At 71.9% G+C, this 22,218-nt stretch carries 18 protein-coding genes; 11 read left to right on the top strand and 7 right to left on the bottom strand.

Annotation, left to right across the window (positions count from 1 at the left end; translation table 11 throughout):
* Positions 1-38: 38 nt before the first annotated feature.
* Positions 39-1,127 carry a branched-chain amino acid aminotransferase gene (locus tag AB0H32_RS28640; RefSeq protein ID WP_361125969.1) on the top strand — a complete coding sequence of 363 codons (1,089 nt, stop codon included), beginning with the start codon at positions 39-41 and terminating at the stop codon, positions 1,125-1,127.
* A gap of 122 nt (positions 1,128-1,249) precedes the next feature.
* On the opposite strand, the gene AB0H32_RS28635 is transcribed toward AB0H32_RS28640, so the two are convergent.
* Entirely contained in the window at positions 1,250-2,698 is a 1,449-nt protein-coding gene (locus tag AB0H32_RS28635; RefSeq protein WP_361125966.1) for a cytosine permease, read from the bottom strand.
* A 145-nt stretch (positions 2,699-2,843) separates the two neighbouring features.
* Between AB0H32_RS28635 and ureA the strand changes: the two genes are divergently transcribed.
* From ureA to cimA, 5 genes are all read left to right on the top strand, one after another.
* Entirely contained in the window at positions 2,844-3,539 is a 696-nt protein-coding gene (gene ureA, locus AB0H32_RS28630; protein WP_361125963.1) for an urease subunit gamma, read from the top strand.
* Positions 3,536-5,260, top strand: coding sequence for an urease subunit alpha (locus tag AB0H32_RS28625; protein WP_361125960.1), 1,725 nt, complete (start codon positions 3,536-3,538; stop codon positions 5,258-5,260). The genes ureA and AB0H32_RS28625 overlap by 4 nt, the downstream gene beginning before the upstream one ends.
* 25 nt (positions 5,261-5,285) lie before the next feature.
* The gene (locus tag AB0H32_RS28620; RefSeq protein ID WP_361125957.1) at positions 5,286-6,326 is read left to right on the top strand and encodes an agmatine deiminase family protein; all 1,041 of its coding nucleotides are present in this window, start codon (positions 5,286-5,288) and stop codon (positions 6,324-6,326) included.
* Between the two features lie 16 nt (positions 6,327-6,342).
* Positions 6,343-6,960 (top strand): TetR/AcrR family transcriptional regulator, encoded by a 618-nt coding sequence (locus AB0H32_RS28615; protein ID WP_361125954.1) that lies wholly within the window; start codon positions 6,343-6,345, stop codon positions 6,958-6,960.
* A gap of 300 nt (positions 6,961-7,260) precedes the next feature.
* Positions 7,261-8,871 carry a citramalate synthase gene (gene cimA, locus AB0H32_RS28610; RefSeq protein WP_361125951.1) on the top strand — a complete coding sequence of 537 codons (1,611 nt, stop codon included), beginning with the start codon at positions 7,261-7,263 and terminating at the stop codon, positions 8,869-8,871.
* A gap of 161 nt (positions 8,872-9,032) precedes the next feature.
* Here cimA and AB0H32_RS28605 read toward each other — a convergent pair whose 3' ends face one another.
* Positions 9,033-9,641 (bottom strand): GPP34 family phosphoprotein, encoded by a 609-nt coding sequence (locus AB0H32_RS28605; RefSeq protein ID WP_361125948.1) that lies wholly within the window; start codon positions 9,639-9,641, stop codon positions 9,033-9,035.
* Positions 9,642-10,057: 416 nt separating this feature from the next.
* The gene (locus AB0H32_RS28600; RefSeq protein WP_361125945.1) at positions 10,058-11,923 is read right to left on the bottom strand and encodes a ricin-type beta-trefoil lectin domain protein; all 1,866 of its coding nucleotides are present in this window, start codon (positions 11,921-11,923) and stop codon (positions 10,058-10,060) included.
* 126 nt (positions 11,924-12,049) lie between these two features.
* Between AB0H32_RS28600 and AB0H32_RS28595 the strand changes: the two genes are divergently transcribed.
* A complete protein-coding gene (locus tag AB0H32_RS28595; protein ID WP_361125942.1) occupies positions 12,050-15,136 on the top strand; it encodes a glycoside hydrolase family 3 N-terminal domain-containing protein in 3,087 nt (1,028 codons plus the stop codon).
* A gap of 81 nt (positions 15,137-15,217) precedes the next feature.
* Positions 15,218-16,570, top strand: a complete 1,353-nt coding sequence (locus AB0H32_RS28590; protein WP_361125939.1) for a hypothetical protein — start codon at positions 15,218-15,220, stop codon at positions 16,568-16,570.
* Positions 16,571-16,594: 24 nt separating this feature from the next.
* Here AB0H32_RS28590 and AB0H32_RS28585 read toward each other — a convergent pair whose 3' ends face one another.
* Entirely contained in the window at positions 16,595-17,035 is a 441-nt protein-coding gene (locus AB0H32_RS28585; RefSeq protein WP_361125936.1) for a MarR family transcriptional regulator, read from the bottom strand.
* Between the two features lie 61 nt (positions 17,036-17,096).
* Between AB0H32_RS28585 and AB0H32_RS28580 the strand changes: the two genes are divergently transcribed.
* Positions 17,097-18,152 carry an FUSC family protein gene (locus AB0H32_RS28580; protein WP_361125933.1) on the top strand — a complete coding sequence of 352 codons (1,056 nt, stop codon included), beginning with the start codon at positions 17,097-17,099 and terminating at the stop codon, positions 18,150-18,152.
* Here the strand turns inward: AB0H32_RS28580 and AB0H32_RS28575 are convergent.
* The 3 genes from AB0H32_RS28575 to AB0H32_RS28565 all read right to left on the bottom strand — a co-directional run bounded on the left by AB0H32_RS28575 (position 18,107) and on the right by AB0H32_RS28565 (position 19,206).
* The gene (locus AB0H32_RS28575) at positions 18,107-18,343 is read right to left on the bottom strand and encodes a hypothetical protein (protein ID WP_361125930.1); all 237 of its coding nucleotides are present in this window, start codon (positions 18,341-18,343) and stop codon (positions 18,107-18,109) included. The two genes, AB0H32_RS28580 and AB0H32_RS28575, sit on opposite strands and share 46 nt — an antisense overlap.
* Before the next feature lie 24 nt (positions 18,344-18,367).
* Complete coding sequence (locus AB0H32_RS28570; protein ID WP_361125927.1) at positions 18,368-18,490, bottom strand: hypothetical protein; 123 nt, start codon at positions 18,488-18,490, stop codon at positions 18,368-18,370.
* 110 nt (positions 18,491-18,600) lie between these two features.
* On the bottom strand, positions 18,601-19,206 hold the full coding sequence (locus AB0H32_RS28565) for a YceI family protein (protein ID WP_361125924.1): 606 nt from the start codon (positions 19,204-19,206) through the stop codon (positions 18,601-18,603).
* 264 nt (positions 19,207-19,470) lie between these two features.
* Here AB0H32_RS28565 and AB0H32_RS28560 point away from each other — a divergent pair, with 264 nt between their 5' ends.
* Positions 19,471-21,795 (top strand): polysaccharide lyase 8 family protein, encoded by a 2,325-nt coding sequence (locus tag AB0H32_RS28560; protein ID WP_361125921.1) that lies wholly within the window; start codon positions 19,471-19,473, stop codon positions 21,793-21,795.
* 154 nt (positions 21,796-21,949) lie between these two features.
* The coding region (locus AB0H32_RS28555; RefSeq protein ID WP_361125918.1) for a carboxyl transferase domain-containing protein at positions 21,950-22,218 on the top strand (269 nt) is incomplete at its 3' end.

Here is a 22,218-nt window from a genome sequence, read left to right as displayed (position 1 = left end):
TGCCCCGCTCTATATCAGGAAGTGAAGGACGCCTACTCATGACGACGCCCACGATCGAGCTCAAGCCCTCCGCCCACCCGCTCGCCGCCGCGGAGCGCGAGGCGATCCTGGCCAGCCCCGGTTTCGGCCGCCACTTCACCGACCACATGGTGACGATCAAGTGGACCGAGGGCCGCGGCTGGCACGACGGCCAGCTCGTTCCGTACGCGCCGATCCCCCTCGACCCGGCCACCAACGTCCTGCACTACGCCCAGGAGATCTTCGAGGGCCTGAAGGCCTACCGCCAGCCCGACGGCTCGGTCGCCACCTTCCGCCCGGACCAGAACGCCAAGCGTTTCCAGCGTTCCGCCCGCCGTCTGGCCATGCCGGAGCTGCCGGTCGAGACGTTCGTCGAGGCCTGTGACGCCCTGGTCCAGCAGGACGAGGGCTGGGTGCCCGCGCACGGCGGCGAGGAGTCCCTCTACCTGCGCCCGTTCATGATCGCCACCGAGGTCGGTCTCGGCGTCAAGCCCGCCAACGAGTACCTCTTCATCGTCATCGCCTCCCCGGCCGGCGCCTACTTCCCCGGCGGCGTGAAGCCGGTGTCGATCTGGATCTCCGAGGACCGCGTCCGTGCCGTCCCCGGCGGCATGGGCGACGCGAAGACCGGCGGCAACTACGCCGCCTCGCTGCTCGCCCAGGCCGAGGCGGCCGCCAAGGGCTGCGACCAGGTCTGCTACCTCGACGCGGTCGAGCACCAGTGGGTCGAGGAGCTGGGCGGGATGAACCTGTACTTCGTGTACGGGAACAAGATCATCACGCCCACGCTGACCGGCTCGATCCTGGAGGGCGTCACCCGTGACTCCCTGCTGGCCGTCGCCCGCGACCTCGGCTACGAGTCCGAGGAGGGCCGCGTCTCCGCCGAGCAGTGGCAGCGCGACTCCGAGAACGGCACCCTCACCGAGGTCTTCGCCTGCGGCACCGCGGCCGTGATCACCCCGGTCGGCACGGTCAAGCGCGCGAGTGCCGAGTGGAAGCAGTCCGCAGGAGAGCCCGGCGAGGTCACCCTGCGCCTGCGCCAGGCCCTCCTCGACATCCAGCGCGGCACGGCCGAGGACAAGCACGGCTGGATGCACAAGATCGGTTGACCGCGCGGTCGAAGGTGCCGCGACGGGGCGTCGGGCGTCTGAGGGTCCGTGGTGGCCGGTCGCGCCCACGCGGCGGAGCCGCATGTCGACCTCAGCCCCGCGCCCCTTCGGGGCGCTGCCGCTCAGCTCTTCCCGGACGCGCTCAGGGCCGCCGTGGACTCGTCCTCGAGTTCCACGGCGGCCCCTGTGCGTTCCCGGGCCGGTGACAGCACCAGGTGCACCAGCCCGCCGACCGCGCCCGACAGCAGGAAGCTGCAGTCCACCCCGCCGGTGAGCTGCAGCAGCGGGCCCTGGTACGACGGCAGGGAGACCGCCAGCAGTCCGACCGCGGCGCCGGCGGCCCAGGAGACGGTGGCCCGCACGTTCCAGCCGGCCCGGTACCAGTAGATCCCGCCCCGCGAGCGGCGGTTGAAGACCTGGAGGGCGTCGGCGTCGTACACCCCGCGACAGCGGACGAAGCCGATGAGGGTGATGACCGCCCACGGGGTGCCGATGGCGGTGAGCAGCAGCACGAACGACGTCATCGCGGACTGGGCGTTCCAGGCGTAGTGGCCGACGAAGACGCAGACGGTGGCGACGACGGCGACCGTGTAGGTGGCGCGGGCGCGGGAGGCGCGCGGCAGGATCGCGTCCAGGTCCAGGCCCATCGAGTACAGCATCAGGCCCGCGTTGCCGACCGAGCCGGCGGAGGCGGACAGCAGCAGCGGGACCAGGTACCAGGTGGGGGAGGCGGACACCAGGGGACCGGCGTAGTCGGTGGCCGCACGGGCCGCGTACGCGGTGAAGGTGCCGAACAGCTGGGGCACCAGCAGGCCCAGGATCAGGCCGAGCCAGGTGGCGTGCAGGACACGGCGGCCGGAATGGCGGGCCGGGGAGATGTAGCGGGTGTAGTCGCCGAGCAGGGTGATGAAGGCGATGGGACCGGACAGGCCCGCGGCCACGGCCGCGAGGAACCAGGTCGGCCAGAAGGAGCCCAGCAGATAGCCCCCCGCCCCGGGCAGCGCCGCGGTGGTGAAGTGCGGGGCGTAGGCGAAGATCCCGATGACCAGCAGGGCGGTCATGCCGATCGCCAGTACCCGGGACATGGCGAGCAGCACCCGGTAGCCGTAGACCGCGCCCGCCACGGTCGCCGCGGCGAGCAGCGCGTAGACGACGGCGTACGACATCCCGCCCGCGTCCAGCCCGAAGAGCCGGCCGAGGACGCTCAGCATCACGTCACCGCCGATCCACACCGTCAGCGCCGTGTAGCCGAGGGCCAGCAGCAGACCGACGACCGAGCCGACCAGCCTGCCGCGCACGCCGAACTGGGCGCCGGAGGAGGTGGAGAGGTTGGTCGCGGTGCGCAGGGAGACCAGGGCCAGCGGGGCCGTGAACAGCGTGCCGATCACCGTGCCCGCCACGATCGCGCTCACCGACGCCCACCAGCCGAGCCCGAAGGAGGGCGGCAGCCAGCCGAAGATGATCACTCCGAGGCAGAGGTTGGACCCGAGCAGGATCGAGACCAGGTCCCGTGGACCGCTGGTCCGTTCCTCGTCCGGGATGGTGTCGACTCCGCGCTGTTCTATAGGCATGGCTGGTCTCCTTCGACGGCCGCCCTCGTGTTTTGAGCGACGTTCAATGTGGCGTGAAGGCAGTTCCCAGGTCAATGCTTCTGTTTCATGAATTCTGCGTTTAGAGTGATGCTCTAAAGTGTGGAAGGCAAGGAGGTGCCGCGTCGTGAGACTCACCCCCACGGAACGTGACCGGCTGCTGCTCTTCGGAGCCGCCGAGCTGGCCCGGGCCCGCCGGGCGCGCGGCCTCAGGCTCAACGTGCCGGAGGCCACCGCTCTGATCGCGGACACCGTCTGCGAGGCGGCGCGGGACGGCAGGCGGCTGGCGGAGGCCATCGAGGCGGCCCGGTCGGTCCTCGGTCCCGAGGACGTTCTGCCGGGCGTCGCCGACGTCGTCACCGAGGTGATGGTGGAGGCCGTCTTCGACGACGGCTCCCGGCTCGCGGTGGTCTCGGACCCCATCGGGGGCGGCCTGGGCGAGCGCGCTCCGGGCGCGCTGCTGCCGGGCCCCGCGCACGCCGACCCCGAACCGGTGCTCCGGCTCACGGTCACCAACACCGCGACCGTGCCGGTCTCGGTCACCTCCCACTTCCACTTCTTCGAGGCCAACCCGCGCCTGGACTTCGTACGGGAGCAGGCCTACGGCATGCGGCTCGCCGTGCCCGCAGGGTCCTCGGTCCGGTTCGGACCGGGCGAGGGCGCCGAGGTCGGGCTGGTCCCGATCGGCGGCGACCGCATCGCGATCGGCTTCGCCGGTCTGGTCGACGGGCCGCTGGACGCGCCCGGAGCGAAGGCGGAAGCCCTGCGCAGGGCCGCAGCCTGCGGATATCTGGGAGTGACGCCGGAAGGAGGCGAACGATGAGCCGCTCCAAGGGACGCGAGATCGACGAGTCGATCCACATCGACCCGCACGCCTACGCGGCCACGCACGGCCCCCGTGCCGGCGACCGCGTCCGGCTCGGCGACTCCGGCCTGGTGATCCGGGTGGAGTCGGACGCCCAGAAGCCCGGCGAGGAGTTCCTGGCCGGCTTCGGCAAGACCGCCCGCGACGGACTGCACCTCAAGGCCGCCGCCGTCCGCGACACCTGCGACGTCGTGATCAGCAACGTCGTCGTGATCGACGCGGTGCAGGGGATCAGGAAGGTGTCCATCGGCATCCGGGAAGGCCGCATCTGCGCCATCGGGCGCGCCGGCAACCCCGACACCCTCGACGGCGTCGACGTCGTCGTCGGCACGGGCACCTCCATCGTGTCCGGCGAGGGCCTGATCGCCACTGCCGGAGCCGTCGACACGCACGTCCATCTGCTGTCACCGCGCATCATGGAGGCCTCCCTCGCCTCCGGCGTGACCACGGTCATCGGGCAGGAGTTCGGCCCGGTGTGGGGCGTCGGCGTCAACTCGCCCTGGGCGCTGCGCCACGCCTTCAACGCCTTCGACGCCTGGCCGGTCAACATCGGCTTCCTGGGCCGGGGTTCGTCCTCGCACAGCGCCCCCCTGGTCGAGGCCCTCGCCGAGGGCGGCGCCTCCGGCTTCAAGGTGCACGAGGACATGGGCGCCCACACCCGCGCCCTGGACACCGCCCTCAGGGTCGCCGAGGAGCACGACGTCCAGGTCGCCCTGCACAGCGACGGGCTGAACGAGTGCCTCTCGGTCGAGGACACCCTGCGCGTCCTCGAAGGCCGCACCATCCACGCCTTCCACATCGAGGGCTGCGGCGGCGGACACGTGCCCAACGTCCTGAAGATGGCCGGCGTCCCGAACGTCATCGGCTCCTCCACCAACCCCACCCTGCCCTTCGGCCGGGACGCGGTCGCCGAGCACTACGGCATGATCGTCTCCGTCCACGACCTGAAGACCGACCTGCCCGGCGACGCGGCCATGGCCCGCGACCGCATCCGGGCCGGCACGATGGGCGCCGAGGACGTGCTGCACGACCTGGGCGCGATCGGCATCACCTCCTCCGACGCCCAGGGCATGGGCCGCGCGGGCGAGACGGTCCGCCGCACCTTCGCCATGGCCGGGAAGATGAAGGCCGAGCTGGGCCCGATGGAGGGCGACGGCGCGGGCGACGACAACGCGCGCGTCCTGCGCTACATGGCCAAGCTGACCGTCAACCCGGCCATCGCCCACGGCCTCGCGCACGAGGTCGGCTCGATCGAGGTGGGCAAACTCGCCGACATCGTGCTGTGGCGACCCGAGTACTTCGGCGCCAAGCCGCAGCTCGTCCTCAAGTCCGGCTTCCCGGCCTACGGCGTGGTCGGCGACCCCAACGCGGCCACCGACACCTGCGAACCCCTCGTCCTCGGCCCGCAGTTCGGCGCGTACGGCGCCACGCCCGCCGACATCTCGGTCGCCTTCGTCGCCCGGGCGGCCGTCGACCAGGGCAACGACACGATGCCCACCCGCCGCCGCAGGGTCGCCGTGCGCGGCACCCGCGGCATCGGCCCGGCCGACCTGCGGCTGAACACCCGCGTCGGCGCGGTGGACGTCGACCGGCGCACCGGCCTCGTCACCCTCGACGGCGACCCGCTCAGCTCCGCGCCCGCCGACTCCGTCTCCCTCAACCGCCTCTACTTCCTCTGACCCTCCCGACGCAAGGACCCGAGACATGACCACTCCCGCAGCCGACGGCTTCCGCATGCCCGCCGAGTGGACCCCGCACGAGCGCACCTGGATGGCGTGGCCGGGCCCCAACCCCACCTTCGAGGACCCCGAGGACCTCCGCCTCTCCCGCATGGCCTGGGCCTCGGTGGCCCGCGCCGTCCTCCGCTTCGAACCGGTGACGGTCGTGTGCGGCCCCGGCCAGTCGGCGCAGGCGGAGACGCTGCTCGGCCCGGGCGTCGACACGGTCGAGCGCGACCTCGACGACGCCTGGATGCGCGACATCGGCCCCACCTTCCTCACCGACGGCAAGGGCGGACTGGCCGCCGTGGACTGGACGTTCAACGGCTGGGGCGCCCAGGACTGGGCCCGCTGGGAGCACGACTCCAAGATCGCCTCGTACGTCTCCGACCTCGCGGGCGCGAGGACGTACGCCTCGCAGCTGGTCAACGAGGGCGGCGCGATCCATGTCGACGGCGAGGGCACCGTGCTGCTCACGGAGACCGTGCAGCTCGGCCCCGAGCGCAACCCCGGCTGGACGAGGGAGCAGGTCGAGGCGGAGATCCACGCCCACCTCGGCACCCGGAAGGCGATCTGGCTGCCGCGCGGCCTCACCGGCGACTACCCGCCCCACGGCTTCGGCACCCTCGGCCACGTCGACATCGTCGCCGCCTTCGCCCGCCCCGGCGTGGTCGTCGCCCACCACCAGCCGGACCCGGCCCACCCCGACCACGAGGTCACCAAGGAGGTCATCGGCATCCTTCGGTCGGCGACCGACGCCCGCGGCCGAGGCCTGGAGGTCGTCGAGGTGCCCGCCCCGACCGCCCTGGAGGCCGACGGCCACTGGGCCGACTACTCCTACATCAACCACTACCTGTGCAACGGTGGGGTCGTGCTGTGCGGCTTCGACGACTCGCGCGACGAGATCGCCGCCGGGATCTTCCGCCGCCTCTTCCCCGAGCGGACGGTGACCCTGGTGGACGCCCGTACGATCTTCTCCGGTGGTGGTGGCATCCACTGCATCACCCAGCAGCAGCCGAAGGTCTGACCCACAGGAGCAGCAGATGGCCGGTGCGGCCCGTGCCCGCAGGAACGCGCCGCCGCGCGAGGAGGTTCTCGCCGCCGCCATGGACATGATCGCCGAGCGCGGTCTGGAGAAGCTCACCATGGCGGGGCTGGGCCGCGAGGTCGGCATGAGCAGCGGCCACCTGCTCTACTACTTCCGCTCCAAGGACGAGCTGCTGCTGCAGACGCTGGAGTGGAGCGAGGGCAGGCTGGGCGCCGAGCGCAGCCGCCTGCTCACCCGCCCGGGCTCCGCCCGCGAGCGCCTGGAGGCGTACGTCGACCTGTACGTCCCCGACGGCCACCGCGACCCGCACTGGACGCTGTGGCTGGAGGTCTGGAACCGCTCGCAGAGCGCTGCCGCCGACGCTGTGGCCCGGGACCGGCAGGCCGCCATCGAGGGCGCCTGGCACCGCGACCTGGTCGCGCTGCTCGCCGAGGGCGTCTCGCGCGGCGAGTTCCGTCCGGTCGACGCCGACCGCTGTGCGGCCCGGCTGCGCGCCCTGCTGGACGGCTTCTCCATCCATGTCGCCATCGGTCTGCGCGGCACGGGCCGGGAGCAAGTGATCACCCACGTGCGGGAGTTCATCGGGGAGACCCTCCTCGCGGTGGACGCCTGACGACCGCATCCTGAGACGGTCGGTGAGCCGGGGGCGCTGCTGTGCGAGACTGCCTCCGTGTTCTCGTTCGCCATGATTATTGGCAGCAGGCGCGCCGGTCCGCAGTGACCACACGTACGACCAGGTACGGGTGGCCACCGTCGTCCTCGACCCGCGCGCAGACCTCTCGCACCCGCGAGGGGTTTTTTCGTTTTCCGGCCCACCACCAGCCGGGAGGCGAAGCGCGAGGGAGTATTGGGGGGACGGTGGAGCCGGTCATTCCGGTAAGACCGAAGATCCACATTCAGGAGCCTTGAGACCATGACCGAGACGGCAACCAGCGAGCTCGACGACTCGTTCCACGTCTTCGACACCACGCTGCGCGACGGCGCGCAGCGCGAGGGCATCAACCTCACCGTCGCGGACAAGCTCGCCATCGCACGGCACCTGGACGACTTCGGCGTGGGCTTCATCGAGGGCGGCTGGCCCGGCGCGAACCCGCGGGACACCGAGTTCTTCGCCCGCGCCCAGCAGGAGATCGACTTCAAGCACGCCCGGCTGGTCGCCTTCGGCGCCACCCGCCGCGCCGGCGCCAAGGCCGCCGAGGACCCGCAGGTCAACGCGCTGCTGGCGTCGGGCGCCCCGGTGATCACACTGGTCGCCAAGTCGCACGACCGGCATGTGGAGCTGGCGCTGCGCACCACGCTGGAGGAGAACCTGGAGATGGTCCGCGACACCGTCTCCTACCTGTGCGGGCAGGGCCGCCGGGTGTTCGTGGACTGCGAGCACTTCTTCGACGGCTACCGGGCCAACCCCGAGTACGCGAAGTCCGTCGTCCGTACGGCCGCCGAGGCCGGCGCGGACGTCGTGATCCTCTGCGACACCAACGGCGGCATGCTCCCCGCCCAGGTCCAGGCGGTCGTCTCCACGGTCCTCGCCGACACCGGCGCCCGGCTCGGCATCCACGCCCAGGACGACACCGGCTGCGCGGTCGCGAACACGCTGGCGGCGGTGGACGCGGGCGCGACCCACGTGCAGTGCACGGCGAACGGCTACGGCGAGCGGGTCGGCAACGCCAACCTCTTCCCGGTGGTCGCCGCCCTGGAGCTGAAGTACGGCAAGAAGGTGCTGCCGGAGGGCCACCTCCGCGAGACGACGCGGATCTCGCACGCGATCGCCGAGGTCGTGAACCTCACCCCGTCCACGCACCAGCCGTACGTCGGCGTCTCGGCCTTCGCGCACAAGGCGGGCCTGCACGCCTCCGCGATCAAGGTCGACCCGGACCTGTACCAGCACATCGACCCTGAGCTGGTCGGCAACACCATGCGCATGCTGGTCTCCGACATGGCGGGCCGCGCCTCCATCGAGCTGAAGGGCAAGGAACTCGGCATCGACCTGGGCGGCGACCGTGAGCTGGTGGGCCGCGTCGTCGAGCGGGTGAAGGAACGCGAGCTCAAGGGCTACACCTACGAGGCCGCCGACGCCTCCTTCGAACTCCTGCTGCGCGCCGAGGTCGAGGGCCGGCCGCTGAAGTACTTCGAGATCGAGTCCTGGCGGGCGATCGTCGAGGACCGCCCCGACGGCAGCCACGCCAACGAGGCCACGGTCAAGCTGTGGGCCAAGAGCGAGCGGATCGTCGCCACCGCGGAGGGCAACGGCCCGGTCAACGCCCTGGACCGGGCGCTGCGCGTGGCCCTCGAAAAGATCTACCCGCAGCTCGCCAAGCTGGAGCTGGTGGACTACAAGGTCCGCATCCTGGAGGGCAAGCACGGCACGTCCTCCACCACCCGCGTCCTGATCTCCACCTCCGACGGCAAGGGCGAGTGGTCCACGGTCGGCGTGGCGGACAACGTCATCGCCGCCTCCTGGCAGGCCCTGGAGGACGCCTGCACCTACGGCCTCCTGCGCGCCGGGGTCGAGCCTGCCGAGTGATCCGCCTCGGGCGGGCGCGCCGGAGTGTCCCCTCGGGGGTGTGCCAGCGTGATCCGCTTCAGGGGTAAGCCGACGTGATCAGCCTCGGGGGCGCGTCAGCGTGATCCGCCTGAGGGGCGGGTCAGTGTGAGCCGTCTCGGGGGGCGTGAGCGTGATCCGCCTCAGGGGGCGCGCCACACGTTGTCGAACGCGTCCTCCTCGATGCGCCGCCGCTGCCGTACGGCCTCCAGTTCCGTCAGCGCGTCGTTGACGACTGCGAGAACGGTCACCACCGCGTCGCCGGGGAGGTCCTCCGGGGCCGGTTCGGCCGCTCCCTCGGGGATCCCCAGGGCGGCCGCGAGACCGACGAGGACGGGTTCACGGGAGGCCCAGCGCTCGGTGGCGTGCCGACGCTCCGGTGTGTCCGGCCGGGCGTCGTCCGCGGTGCTGCGGCGGGGCAGCCAGCGGTGCCGGGATCCGGCCCGTCCCTGTGCCTCCAGTTCGTCGGCGTAGGCCCCGGCCAGGTCGCGTCCGCGGCGCCACAGCCAGTCCTCGACGGACTCGTACGGCGCCTGCCGCACGAGTGCGGTCGAGGCCGCGTCCAGCAGCCGGTCACCCGTGGCCGGCTGCAGGCCGGGCACGATGTGTTCGTCGTCCAGGGTGACGGCCTCGGCGGCGATCAGGTCGATCAGCTCGGCTCCCGCCAGGGCGAGCGAGAGGTCGCCCTGTCCCACGGGCCGTCCGGACGGGACGTCCAGGGCGACGATCAACAGGTCCCGCGCTGTGCTCATGTCCGCACTCCAGGTCGCAAACGTCAGGCGTGGGCGTCCGGCGGGACGCCGGTTCCCCCATGGTCCCGCACCCACCGTCCCCCCGCCCCTCAGCCCCCGAAACCGACCGCCCACCTTCCCGTCGGCCGTTTCCCAGGTCCCCCACCTACCGTCCGACCGCCCTTCCCGTCCGACCAGGCCTTCCCGGCCGGCTTTCCAGGCCGTCGCTTTTCGGCCCGAGCGGCGTGCAGCTCGTCGCTATTCGGCCTGAGCACCGTGCAGCCCGTCGCTTTTCGGCCTGAGCACCGTGCGGCTCGTCGCGTTTCGGCCTGCACCTTCCAGCCCGCCGAGTCGGGAGGTGGGTGGGCATGGGGCGGGGGAACAGGGGCGGAGCCCCCTGGTGGCGGGGACAGGGAGCCGCGTCTTCCGGCCTGCTCCTACTGCAACCTCCACTTCTGGTTGGCACCCCCCGTGCACGACCAGATCTGCGCCCTCGACCCGTTCACCGACGAGTTGTCCGTCACGTCCAGACACCTGCCCGCGGCCGTGTTCACCACATCACCGGTGGCCGCGTCGTACGACCACCGCTGCGCCCCGGTCCCGTTGCAGTCGTACAACTGCACCTTCGCCCCGTCCGCCGTGGCCCCCGACGTCACGTCCAGACACTTGCCGAGCGCCTGCACGGCCCCGTCGGCCCGCACCGTCCACTGCTGCGCCGCGCTCCCGTTGCAGTCGTAGAGCTGCACCGCCGTACCGTTCGCGCTCGAACCGCCCGCCACGTCCAGGCACTTGCCCGCAAGGCCCACGAAGGACCCGATCCGGGCGCCCCCGCCCGACTGTGCGCCGGACCAGGTGAAGGTCGCCGAGGTCTTTCCGGGCAGCGAGTAGGTGGCGTGCTGCGAGCCCCAGTCGATGGTCACGGTCCTGGCCGCCGACGAGTCGTTGTACGCGATCAGCGCCTTGCTGCCGTCCGGGTTGCGCCACGCCACGTTGGGCACGGCACTCGATGCCGTGGAGGCGATCCGCGTCGCGCCCGGCCGGACGAACTTCGTCAGATGGCCCATGTCGTAGTACTCGACCGTGTAGTCCACCGTGCCGCTCGCGCCGTCCCCGTTGTGCACGGTGATCAGTCCGGTGCAGGTGCCGCATCCCCCGTTGTGCGGCCCCATGTTCTGGTCCACGGCCAGCGACCACTTGGTCACCGACTTCGCCCAGTTGCGCGTGTAGTCGATGATGTCGGTCATGTCCTCGCGCTGCTGGTCGGCGATCCAGGTGCCGCCCGAGTGCTCGGTGCCGAACGCGTCCAGGCCCGGGTACTGGTCGTGCACGGCCGTCTGCTTGCCGACGTCGCCGCCGTAGCCGTGCCAGGCGATCCCGCCGAAGTTGGGGTGGTTGCGCACCGCCGCGTCGTCCACGGTCCGGGCCGCGTAGGAGTCGTAGACGTCCCAGTTCCAGTCGTGCGCGAGCACCTTGGTCGTCAGGTCGGCAGCCTGGAGCCTGGGCAGCAGTTCGTTCTTGGTGAAGTAGGCGAGCCCGCTCGCGTTCCAGCTCATCGACGGATAGCCCGAGCAGCAGGTCGGCTCGTTCTGTGCGGTGACGTACGAGACGTTCACGCCCTGGTCCTTGTACGCCTGGAGGTATTTCACGATGTAGGAGGCGTAGACGCCGTAGTCCTCGGCCTTCAGCCGGCCCCCGTCGAGGGACCCGCTGTCCTTCATCCAGGCCGGCGCCGTCCACGGCGAGGCCATCACGGTCAGCGCCGGATTCAGCTGGAGTGCCTGCTTCGTCAGCGGGGCGACGTCGGCGAGGTCGTGCGCGAGGGAGAACTTCGCGAGCGAGGGGTCCGTCTGCCCGGCCGGTACGTCGTCGTACGTGTACCCGTACCGGGCCAGGTCCGAGGCGCCCATCGGATTGCGCAGGAAGGACAGCCCGATGCCGTCCGTCGGGGAGAACAGCTTGCGCATGGCCGCGTCCCGTGTGGCCTGCGACAGTGCCCCGCTGCTGTTCATCAGCCAGGCCGCGGTGTCCGTGAAGGACGCGCCGCCGCCGGTGAAGGTCTGGTAGCGGGTGTTCTCGTCGACGGTGATGTTCTCGCCGCTGCCGCCGGTCCCGGACTGGAAGGCGAACGGTGTCTGGGCCTCGAGGCCCCGGACCACATGGCGGCCGCCGGCGTCGTCGGTGGTGGTCAGCCAGGCGGTGACCTTCTCGCCCGTGGCGTGTGCGGGGACGGTGACCGCGGTGATGCCGGCCGCGGAGAGCATTCCGGCCAGCAGCAGCCGGAGCGCGCGGGGGGTTCTCCTCATGGGTGCATAGCCCTTCCTGACGGGACGTCTTGACGGGTCTGCGGGCCGTTAGTTAACTCACGACGTGATCTAAGTCATGAGTGAACTGTGGGAGCCTGAGTGAACCAGAGAGCCGAGGGAAGGTCCATGCCAAGAACCGCCCTGCTCGTCTCCGCCGTCCTGTTCGCCGCACTGCTGTCGCCGACCGCCTCGCGGGCCGCGGACGACCCCGTCCCCACCCCTGTCGACCGCTTCGAGGGCGAGGTCCCCTTCGCCTCCCAGCCCGCCGAGGGCATCTTCACCTGGGGGAGCGACTCCGACGACCCGCCGGCCCTGCACCTGGCCGACCGCTCCGACGCCCCCGAGGGCGCCAAGGTCCTCACCGGCAGCTACGACATCAGCGGCTACGGCGGCTTCACCCACGACTTCGCCGCCACCGAGCCCGCCCACGACTGGTCCGCCCACCGGGGCATCCGCTTTTGGTGGGACGGCCGGGACACCGGCAGGAAGACCGCCCTCGAGATCAAGGACGGCGGCGCGAACGGCGAGGCCTCCGAGCTGTGGACGACCTCCTTCACCGACGACTTCGCCGGCTGGAAACAGATCGAGATCCCCTTCACCGACTTCGCCTACCGCACGGACTACCAGCCCGTCGGCGGCATCGACCACGTCCTCGGCCTCACGCAGATGTGGGGGTACGCCGTCACCCTCCCGGCCGGCACCAAGGGCGACTTCGCCATGGACGACGTCGAGTTGTACGGCAGGGCCGACCAGTCGCTGCGCGCCTCCGTGACCACCGACTCCGCCGTCCACCCGGTCCGGGCGGGCGGCACGGCCACGGTCGAGGTCGCCGTCGCCACCACCGGCTCCGCCCCGATCGACGAGCCGGTGACGGTCACCTACGAGACCACCGGCGGCACCGCCACCCCCGGCAAGGACTACACGCCGGTCTCGGGCACCCTCACCTTCCCGGCCGGCACGGCGTCCGGAACCACGCGGACGATCAGGGTGCCGACCGCGAAAGCCGCCGGCGCCGCGGCCGCACGGACCATTCCGCTGAAGCTCACGGTCGACGGCGCCAAGGCCCCCGCCGAGACCCCGCAGGTCGTCATCGACGCGCACGGACTGCCGTACCTGAACGCCGGGTTGCCGGTCGGCAAACGCGTCGCCGACCTGCTGTCCCGCATGTCCCCGGCGGAGAAGGCCGGCCAGATGACCCAGGCGGAGCGCGGCGCCCTGACGAACCAGGGGGACATCGCCGACGACGCGCTCGGCTCGCTCCTGTCCGGCGGAGGCTCGACCCCGACGCCCAACACCCCCGAGGCGTGGGCGAAGATGATCGACGGCTTCCAGCTGCGCACCCGGGCGACCCGCTTCCAGATCCCGCTGATCTACGGCGTCGACGCGGTCCACGGCCACAACAACCTGACCGGCGCCACGATCATGCCGCACAACATCGGCATCGGTGCCACCCGTGACCCCCGACTCGCCGAGCGGACCGGCGCGGTGACGGCCGCCGAGGTGCGCGCCACCGGCATCCCCTGGGACTTCGCGCCCTGCCTGTGCGTGAGCCGCGACGAGCGCTGGGGCCGCTCCTACGAGTCCTTCGGCGAGGACCCGGCCCTCGTGCAGTCCATGGAGACGATCGTCCAGGGCCTCCAGGGCCGCGCGAACGGCCGTGACCTCGGCCGCGACGACAAAGTCCTGGCCACCGCCAAGCACTTCGTCGGCGACGGCGGCACCGCGTACGGCTCCTCGACCACGGGGACGTACACCATCGACCAGGGCGTCACCAAGGTCACCCGGCAGCAGCTGGAGGCCGTCCACCTGGCGCCGTTCCGGACGGCCGTCGACCGGGGCATCGGCACGGTCATGCCGTCGTACTCCTCCCTGGACGTGCTCGGCGACGGGCAGGGCCCGGTGAAGATGCACGCCCGGGCCGACATGATCAACGGCGTCCTCAAGGGCCGGATGGGCTTCGAAGGCTTCGTCATCAGCGACTGGAACGCCATCGACCAGCTCCCCGGCGACTACGCGTCCCACGTCCGCACGTCGGTGAACGCGGGCGTCGACATGATGATGGTGCCGTACACGTACAAGGACTTCGGCGCGACCCTCGTCGACGAGGTGAAGGCCGGGCGGATCAGCGAGCGGCGGATCGACGACGCCGTCTCCCGCATCCTCACGCAGAAGTTCCGGCTGGGCCTCTTCGAGCACCCCTACGCCGACACCGCCGGCGCCGCGCGGATCGGCTCCCGGGCGCACCGGGCCGTGGCCCGGCAGGCCGCCGCCGAGTCCCAGGTACTGCTGAAGAACACCGGCGGGCTGCTGCCCCTGAAGAAGAGCGCGAAGGTGTACGTCGCCGGGTCCGACGCCGACGACATCGGCAACCAGACCGGCGGCTGGACCATCACCTGGCAGGGCTCCTCCGGGAACACCACCCCGGGCACGACCATCCTCCAGGGCATGCGCGAGGCGGGCGGGAACGTCACCTGGTCCAAGGACGCCTCCGCGCCGACCGGCGGCTACGACGCCGGTGTGGTCGTCGTCGGCGAGACCCCGTACGCCGAGGGCGTCGGCGACGTCGGCAACGGTCACTCGCTCCAGCTGTCCGCCGCGGACCGGGCCGCCGTGGACAAGGTGTGCGCGGCCATGAAGTGCGTCGTGCTGGTCGTCTCCGGGCGTCCGCAGCTGATCGGGGACCGGCTCGACGAGATCGACGCACTCGTGGCCTCGTGGCTGCCCGGCACCGAGGGCGAGGGCGTCGCCGACGTCCTCTACGGCGCCCGGCCCTTCACCGGACAGCTCCCCGTCACCTGGCCCAGGTCCGAGGCCCAGCTGCCGATCAACGTCGGCGACGCGTCGTACGACCCCCAGTTCCCCTACGGCTGGGGCCTGACCACGCTCACCCACGTCCCGCAGGGCGGCGCGGCGACCCTGCGCGCGCTCGCGGCGGGGGCCGCGGCGGCCGAGCGGGCGGGCGCCGGCCGGACCGGACGGGAATTGGTCGCCCGGGCACGGCTGATCGTCCAGCAGAAGGCGGGGCAGCGGATCACGGAGGCGGTGGCGGGGCCGTTCGCCGACGCCGACCACCTGCTGCTGACCGGCAGGTACGCAGCGGCGGTGCGGAAGCTGGAGGAGGCGTACCGGGCCGCGTGGATCCGCCCCTCCCGACAGGACTGCCCGACAGAGATGCCCGACAGGGCTGCCCGAGAGGGGTGCCCAGAGGGATGACCCGTAGGACCGGGATGACCCTTGGGAATGAACGGCCGGGATGAATATCCCATTTCGGGAGGCTTCGGGTAGCTTCGAAGGATGAAGGCCGTCCTGCGGACCCGAAGCCTCCCGGCACTGCTGCTGGCCGCCCTGACCCTGGTGATCGTGACGGCACTGACGCCCGGCGCGATGGCGGCCACCAGCATCTCCACGATCGCCGACGCCCTGCGCAAGGGTCCGGTCTACGTCGACCCGGCGGCCTCCGCCCAGCTGTCCGCCGCCGACGCGGACACCCTCGTCAAGCGGATCAAGGACGCGAACAAGCCCCTGTTCATCGCGGTCCTGCCCGCCGGCTATCCCACCCGGAACCTCTTCTCCGACCTGCGCACGGCCACCGGCGTCACCGGCCTGTACGCCATCCGCCTCGGCGACCGCTTCGACGCCCGCGCCGATGCCTCGGTCCTCCCGCGCACCGCCGTGCAGAACCTCGTCACCAGCGTCCAGGGCGGGAGCGCCAAGACCCAGCTCACCGACTTCACCGACCGCGCCCTGGCCAACATGGGCGGCCACGCCCCCTCGTCCTGGGGCTCCTCCGGTTCGGGCGGGGGAGTGTCCGGCACGGCGCTGATCACCGCCGGTGCGGTCCTGGTGGCCGGCGGGGCGGGCGCCTACGCGCTGGTCCGCCGCAGCCGCCGCCGGCGCGCCGAGGAGCAGCGGGCGGCCCTGGACCGGCTGCGGGTGGTCGTGGACGAGGACATCACCGCCTTCGGCGAGGAACTCGACCGGCTGGACTTCCACCCGGCCGAGCTGGGCGCCGACGACGCCATGCGCGCGGACTACGAGCGGGCCCTGGACGCCTACGAGAAGGCGAAGCAGTTCATGGCCGACGCCCGCAGACCCGAGGACGTCCGCGCGGTCACCGAGGCCCTGGAGGACGGCCGCTTCTCCCTCGCCCAGCTCGCCGCCCGTCGCGAGCACCGCCCCCTCCCGGAGCGTCGCCCGCCCTGCTTCTTCGACCCGCGCCACGGTCCCTCGGTCACCGATGACGACTGGGCTCCGCCCAGCGGCGCCCCGCGCCGGGTCCCGGTCTGCGCGGCCGACGCCGCCCGCCTGGCCGACGGCCGCGACCCGGTGATCCGCGAGGTCGACACCGACTACGGCCGCCGCCCCTACTGGGACGCCGGCCCCGCCTACGGCCCCTGGGCCGGCGGCTACTTCGGCGGCGGCATCCTGCCCGGCCTGCTCGTCGGCACCCTGCTGGGCGGCGCGATGGCCACCCCGTCCTACGGGGCCGACTACGGGACCGGCTACGGCGACTTCGGCGGCGGCTACCAGGGCGGCGACGTCTCGGGCGCGGACTTCGACCCGGGGGATTTCGGGGGCGGCTTCGGCGACGGCGGAGGCTTCGGCGGCGGCGGGGACGGCGGCGGCGACTTCGGCGGGGGCTTCTGAGGCACGGCACCGGACGGCGGCACATCAGCCCTGCCGCGCCGGCCCGTCCGCCGAGGCAAGCCGCTCCATCAGTGCCGCCGCCAGCGCCAGCACCCCGCGCTCCGTCTCGCCCAGCGCGCCGAGCGCCCCGGCCAGCCAGGCGTCCCGCTCGGCCATGTCCCGTTCCAGCGCCCGCCGCCCCGGCTCGGTGAGGGTGAGCACCGCCTGACGCCGGTCCGCCGTGCCCGGCTCCCGCGCTATCAGCCCCTCCGCCTCCAGCTCCGCGAAGACCCGGGTGAGCGACTGCGGCCGCTGTCGCTCCTCCGCCGCGATCTCTCCGGGTGTCGCCGAGCCGTGCCGATGCAGATGGCCGAGCACGGCGAGCTGGTTGGGACTGAGACTCCCGTCCCCGCGCTCCTGCCTGAGACGTCGGTTCAGCCGGACGGCACCACGCCGCAGACGGGCGGCTTCGGAAAGGTGATCCATACCGGTAAACGATACGCAACGCATACTTCTGTGACTCACCGAGTGCCAATATTCTGGGCCTGTGTCCGACAAACTGATACGCAACGCGTATGAATCTGCCGTCACGATGACAGCCGTCCTGCTCTCCTGGTCGATCGCCCTGTGGCTGGAGGGCGCGGCGGGACTGCACACCGACTCGGTCGTCCTCGCGGTCGTCCTGACCGTGACCCTGGCGAGGACGCAGCGGACGGCAGGGTGGCGTGGCCGTCTGACCGCACTCGCGCTGCTGCCGGCCGTGGCGGCGGTCTGCGCCCTGGTCGGCCGCCTGATCGCCGCCCACTACTGGCTGGGCGCGACCGTCTTCACCGCCGGCCTCTCGCTGGCCGTCTGGATCCGCCGCTACGGCCCCGCCGCGACCGGGGCGGGCACCCTGATCACGCTCCCGCTCGTGGCGCTGCTGGTCGTTCCCGGCCCGGCCCTGCCGCACGGCGCCCAGCATGCACTCGTGAACTGGGCCTGGTCGGCCCTGATCGGCGTACTGGCCTGGTCCAGCGTCTGCCTGGTCCAGACGCTGGCCGACGCCTACGGCCCGTGGCCCGCCGAAGCCGAACCGGCAAGGCCCCGGCGCGCATCCCGGCTGCGTCCGCGCCCCAGCACCCGCATGGCCGTCCAGATGGCGGCCGGGGTGGGCGCGGCCTTCGCCCTCGGCCGGCTGCTCTACGACGGTCACTGGCCCTGGCCGGTCCTCACGGCGTACGTCGTGGCGAGCGGCAACCGCGGCCGGACGGACGTCCTGCGCAAGGGAGTCGAGCGTCTTCTCGGCGCCTGCGCCGGCACCCTCCTCGCCACGGGCGTGGCGGCCGCCGGCGTCACCGGTCGTACGGCGGTGGCGGTGATGTTCGCCGTTCTGGCCGTGGCCCTGTGGCTGCGGCCGCTCAACTACGCCTTCTGGGCGGCCGGCATGACGACCGCCCTCTCCCTCCTCCTCGGCTACTTCGGCCAGGACGCGGCAAGCCTCCTGCCCACCCGTCTGGCCGGGATCGCCGTGGGCGCGATCCTGTCGGTCGGGGCGTCCTGGTACCTGCTGCCGGTTCAGCGGCCGTCGTGGCGTCGGCGCACCACGGAACGGGTGGCGTAGCGCTCACCGGCGGCATGCCACCAGGCGGGCGGGGAGGGTCCGTCGACGACCGAGGTCGGCTGGCCGGGATGCAGCCCGAGGCGCCACAACGCCCGGGCATCCACGTTCAGCCCGAACGTGCCGTGCGGGTGCCCCTCCGCGTCCCTGCGGCACATCAGGTCGATCCGCACCTCGTGCTCGGCGAACGGCATCCAGTCGATGCCGCGTTCCCGCAGTCAACCGAGCAGAACGGAGACGGGGCGGGGGCACCCCGGCAGGTTCGCGTACGAGGTGAGATGGACCCAGTCGGTCTGCTCGTACCGTTCGTACAGTTCGTACTGTCCCGAGGACGATCCCATCGGGTCATCCTGGCACGCACACGCGAGCGCCCGCCCTCCCTTTTCCGGGGGAGTCGGAGGGCGGGCGCTCGCGGGTACGGGCGTGGCGGCACCGACGGATCGCCGGGGGCTCACGCGTTCTTGATCGCCGAGATGTCGAAGACCAGCTTGATCTTGTCGGAGACCAGGAAGCCACCGGTCTCCAGTGCGGCGTTCCAGGTCAGGCCCCAGTCGGAGCGCAGGATCTCGGCCTTGCCCTCGAAACCGACGCGCTCGTTGCCGAACGGGTCCTTCGCGGAGCCGTTGAACTCCAGGTCGATGGTGAGCGGCCTGGTCACGCCGAGGATGGAGAGGTCGCCGGTGACGCGGTACTCGTCGCCGCCCAGGGCCTCCGCCTTGGTGGAGCGGAAGGTCATGGCCGGGAACTCGTCGGTCTTGAAGAAGTCCGCGGACTTCAGGTGGCCGTCACGGTCGGCGTTGCCGGTCTCGACGCTGTCCATCTGCACATCGATGGTCGCGGTGGACTTGGCGGGGTCCCCGCCGTCCAGGTGCAGTGCGCCGGTGAAGTCGTGGAAGCCGCCCTTGACGTTGGTGACCATCGCGTGGCGGGCCACGAAGCCGATCGTGGTGTGGGCCGGGTCGATCGTGTACTCACCGGTCAGCGCGGCCAGTTCGGGACTGACGGCGGCGGGTGCCGAGGTGGCGGGGGTGCTTTCCTTACGGCCGAAGATGCCCATGACGTACTCCTTGGGGACGGACGCGGCCGGTGGGTGCCGAAGCCGCGGCACTTACTGTTTAACGTTCAACGAACTCAACGGGATCGACCGTAGACCTATTCCGTTCAGTTTTCAACATCATCCGCATCGTGTTCTCACCGTAACCGGGAGTCACCGTGCGTGCCCTCTGGTGTGCGCGGGCATGACTCGGGCACCATCTGCGTGCACCACCTGCACAGCCGACCCGCGGCAAGCACGGCCGACCGCAGGAAGGGGCGGTGCCCGATGGGCCCGACCGGACCGACCCGGCGCGCGCTCCTGCTGGCCACCGCACTGGCGGCCGGCCTTGCCCCCAGGGCCCGCGCGGCCCCCGCCGACCCCTACGACACTCTCCGCCGCCGCTGGCTCGGCCTCGCCCTCGGCACGGGCTACGACGCGACCGCCGAACCGTACGCCTCCCGGCTCGCCGGGCTGGGGGAACGGGCCCGGGGATTCCAGGCCGCCATGAGTCCGTCCCCGGACTCCCTCTGGCCCGGCCACCCCTTCGACCCGCCCTCCGGCATCACCTTCAGCTACGACCGTCTGTGGACCATGGCCCAGGCCCACGTCCAGCCCGGTACCGGCGTCACCGGCGACGGCACACTCCTCGCCGCCGTCCTGCGCGGCCTCGACCACCTCTCCGCCACCGTCTACAACCCCGCCACCACCCGCTACGGCAACTGGTGGGAATGGCAGATCGGCAGCCCCCGGCTCCTCATGGACATCACGGCCGCGCTGTACGACCACCTCGGCGAGGCCCGCATCGCCTCGGCCTGCGCGGCCGTCGGCCACTTCGTCCCGGACGCGATGCTCACCGACTACTCCGGCACCTCCACCGGTGCCAACCGCGTCGACCTGTGCCGCTCCGTCGCCCTGCGCGGCATCCTCGGCCGGGCCGGCGACCGCATCACCCTCGCCCGGGACGCCCTCTCACCGGTCTTCCCGTACGTCACCCGGGGCGACGGGCTCCACACCGACGGCTCCTTCGTCCAGCACACCTGGGTCGCCTACTCGGGGACGTACGGCCAGGTCCTGCTCGACGGCCTCGCCCGGCTCCTCACGCTGCTCGCCGACTCCGACTGGGCGGTCACCGACCCGGCCCGGCAGAACGTCCTCGACAGCGTCGAGCACGCCTACGCCCCGCTGATCCACGACGGACTCGTGATGGACTGCGTCAACGGCCGTGCCATCAGCCGGGGTTACCTGCTCGGCGACGACCTGCACCTCATGCGCAGCGACCACTACCACGGCCACGCCCTGATCGCAGCCGTCGCCCTGCTCGCGGGCGCCGCGAGCGCGTCGGAACGGGAACGGTGGTACGGCAGGATCAAGGGCTGGATCCAACGGGACACCGTGACCCCGGTCCTGACGTCCGGTCAGTTCGGGGTGGCCGACCTGGCCCGGCTGCACACGGTCGCCTCCGCACCCGTACCCGCCGCCGCGGAACCCCTCGGCCACCGCCTCTTCCCGGCCATGGGCCGGGCCGTCCACCGCGGCCCCCGCTTCACCGCCGCGCTCTCCATGGCCGACGAGCGCATCGCGCACTACGAGTGCGGCAACGGCGAGAACCCGCGCGGCTGGCACACCGGCTCCGGAATGCTCTCCTGGTGGCCCAGCGGGCGCAGCGGCCGGTCCGATCAGTACACCGACTGGTTCTGGCCGACGATCGACTGGTACCGGCTCCCGGGCACCACCGTGTCCACCAAGCGCCTCGCCGACCGGGCCGGCGGCGAGTGGGGCGCCCCCAGGCCGGACGTCCGCTGGGTCGGCGGCACGACCGACGGCACCTGCGCGGCCGTGGGGCAGCACCTCAAGGGGCTCGGCTCGACGCTTCAGGCACGCAAGTCCTGGTTCTTCCTCGCCGACGCGGTCGTCTGCCTCGGCGCCGGGATCAGCTGCGCCGACGGTGTCCCGGTCGAGACGGTCGTGGACAACCGCAACCTCGGTGAGAGCGGCACCCAGTCCCTGACCCGCGGCCCCGGCTGGGCGCACCTGGAGGACCACGGCGGCTGGATCCTGCCCTCCGGCGGCGCCCTGCGCACCCTGCGCGAGGACCGCACCGGCGCCTGGTCCGACATCAACACCACCAGCACCGCCGAGCGGCACACCCGCCGCTGGCAGACCCTCTGGCTCGACCACGGCACCGACCCGGCCGACGCCGCCTACGTCTACGTCCTGCTGCCCGGCGCCTCCCGTGCCGAGGTCGCGTCCCGCGCCGCCGACCGCCACTGGCTGCGTGTCCTCGCCAACGACGCCCGCCGCCAGGCCGTGGCCGTGCCCGCGTGCGGGCTGACCGCCGCCAATCTCTGGGAGGCCGGGGAAGCAGGTGATCTGGCAGCCTCCGGGCCCGCGAGTGTGCTCGTCAGGCACCGGGAGGGGACCGCTACCCTGTGCGTGAGCGAGCCGCCCCGCACGGGTACCCCGCAGGAGATCGTCTGGGACCGTCCGGTGCGCTCCGTCATCCGCGCCGACGACACTGTCGAGGTCCTCTCCACAGGGGGCCGTCTGAGGCTCCGTGTCACTCCAGGGATGGCATGTGCCACCCACGAATGTGAGGTGGCTCTCAGGTGACGGCTTTGTGGCCCTTCTACAACACCGGTGGCCTCTGAGCAGTCGGAACGGCTGCATGCGGTTCAGGTTCTGTTCGGTGGTACCAGGAAAACGGGCTGGAGACTGTACGGAGTCGACGGCTCGCTTTCCTTGGCGTCCTTCGTAAGGTCGCTACATGACCGTTTTGGAAGAGACGACGGGTGAGCCGACCGGCGAGCCGACGGACGCGCGCGGGCGGGTCGCCGAACTGCACGAGATCCGTGCGCAGGCCGTGGCGGGCCCCAGCGAGAAGGCGACCGAGGCGCAGCACGCCAAGGGCAAGCTGACGGCGCGGGAGCGCATCGAGCTGCTCCTGGACCCGGGGTCCTTCCAGGAGGTCGAGCAGTTGCGCCGGCACCGGGCGACCGGTTTCGGCCTGGAGGCGAAGAAGCCGTACACCGACGG

Origin of the sequence: Streptomyces sp. NPDC020362, from assembly GCF_040642095.1 — a bacterium.
GTDB lineage: Bacteria > Actinomycetota > Actinomycetes > Streptomycetales > Streptomycetaceae > Streptomyces.
Note: the sequence above shows the minus strand (reverse complement) of the source record. Positions and strands in the feature narration are given on the sequence as shown.

Coding starts and splice junctions, on each gene's coding strand:
- AB0H32_RS28640 (WP_361125969.1), top strand. CDS start 39: ATGACGACGCCCACGATCGAGCTCAAGCCCTCCGCCCACCCGCTCGCC.
- AB0H32_RS28635 (WP_361125966.1), bottom strand. CDS start 2,698: ATGCCTATAGAACAGCGCGGAGTCGACACCATCCCGGACGAGGAACGG.
- AB0H32_RS28625 (WP_361125960.1), top strand. CDS start 3,536: ATGAGCCGCTCCAAGGGACGCGAGATCGACGAGTCGATCCACATCGAC.
- AB0H32_RS28620 (WP_361125957.1), top strand. CDS start 5,286: ATGACCACTCCCGCAGCCGACGGCTTCCGCATGCCCGCCGAGTGGACC.
- AB0H32_RS28615 (WP_361125954.1), top strand. CDS start 6,343: ATGGCCGGTGCGGCCCGTGCCCGCAGGAACGCGCCGCCGCGCGAGGAG.
- cimA (WP_361125951.1), top strand. CDS start 7,261: ATGACCGAGACGGCAACCAGCGAGCTCGACGACTCGTTCCACGTCTTC.
- AB0H32_RS28605 (WP_361125948.1), bottom strand. CDS start 9,641: ATGAGCACAGCGCGGGACCTGTTGATCGTCGCCCTGGACGTCCCGTCC.
- AB0H32_RS28600 (WP_361125945.1), bottom strand. CDS start 11,923: ATGAGGAGAACCCCCCGCGCGCTCCGGCTGCTGCTGGCCGGAATGCTC.
- AB0H32_RS28595 (WP_361125942.1), top strand. CDS start 12,050: ATGCCAAGAACCGCCCTGCTCGTCTCCGCCGTCCTGTTCGCCGCACTG.
- AB0H32_RS28590 (WP_361125939.1), top strand. CDS start 15,218: ATGAAGGCCGTCCTGCGGACCCGAAGCCTCCCGGCACTGCTGCTGGCC.
- AB0H32_RS28585 (WP_361125936.1), bottom strand. CDS start 17,035: ATGGATCACCTTTCCGAAGCCGCCCGTCTGCGGCGTGGTGCCGTCCGG.
- AB0H32_RS28575 (WP_361125930.1), bottom strand. CDS start 18,343: ATGCCGTTCGCCGAGCACGAGGTGCGGATCGACCTGATGTGCCGCAGG.
- AB0H32_RS28570 (WP_361125927.1), bottom strand. CDS start 18,490: ATGGGATCGTCCTCGGGACAGTACGAACTGTACGAACGGTACGAGCAG.
- AB0H32_RS28565 (WP_361125924.1), bottom strand. CDS start 19,206: ATGGGCATCTTCGGCCGTAAGGAAAGCACCCCCGCCACCTCGGCACCC.
- AB0H32_RS28560 (WP_361125921.1), top strand. CDS start 19,471: ATGGGCCCGACCGGACCGACCCGGCGCGCGCTCCTGCTGGCCACCGCA.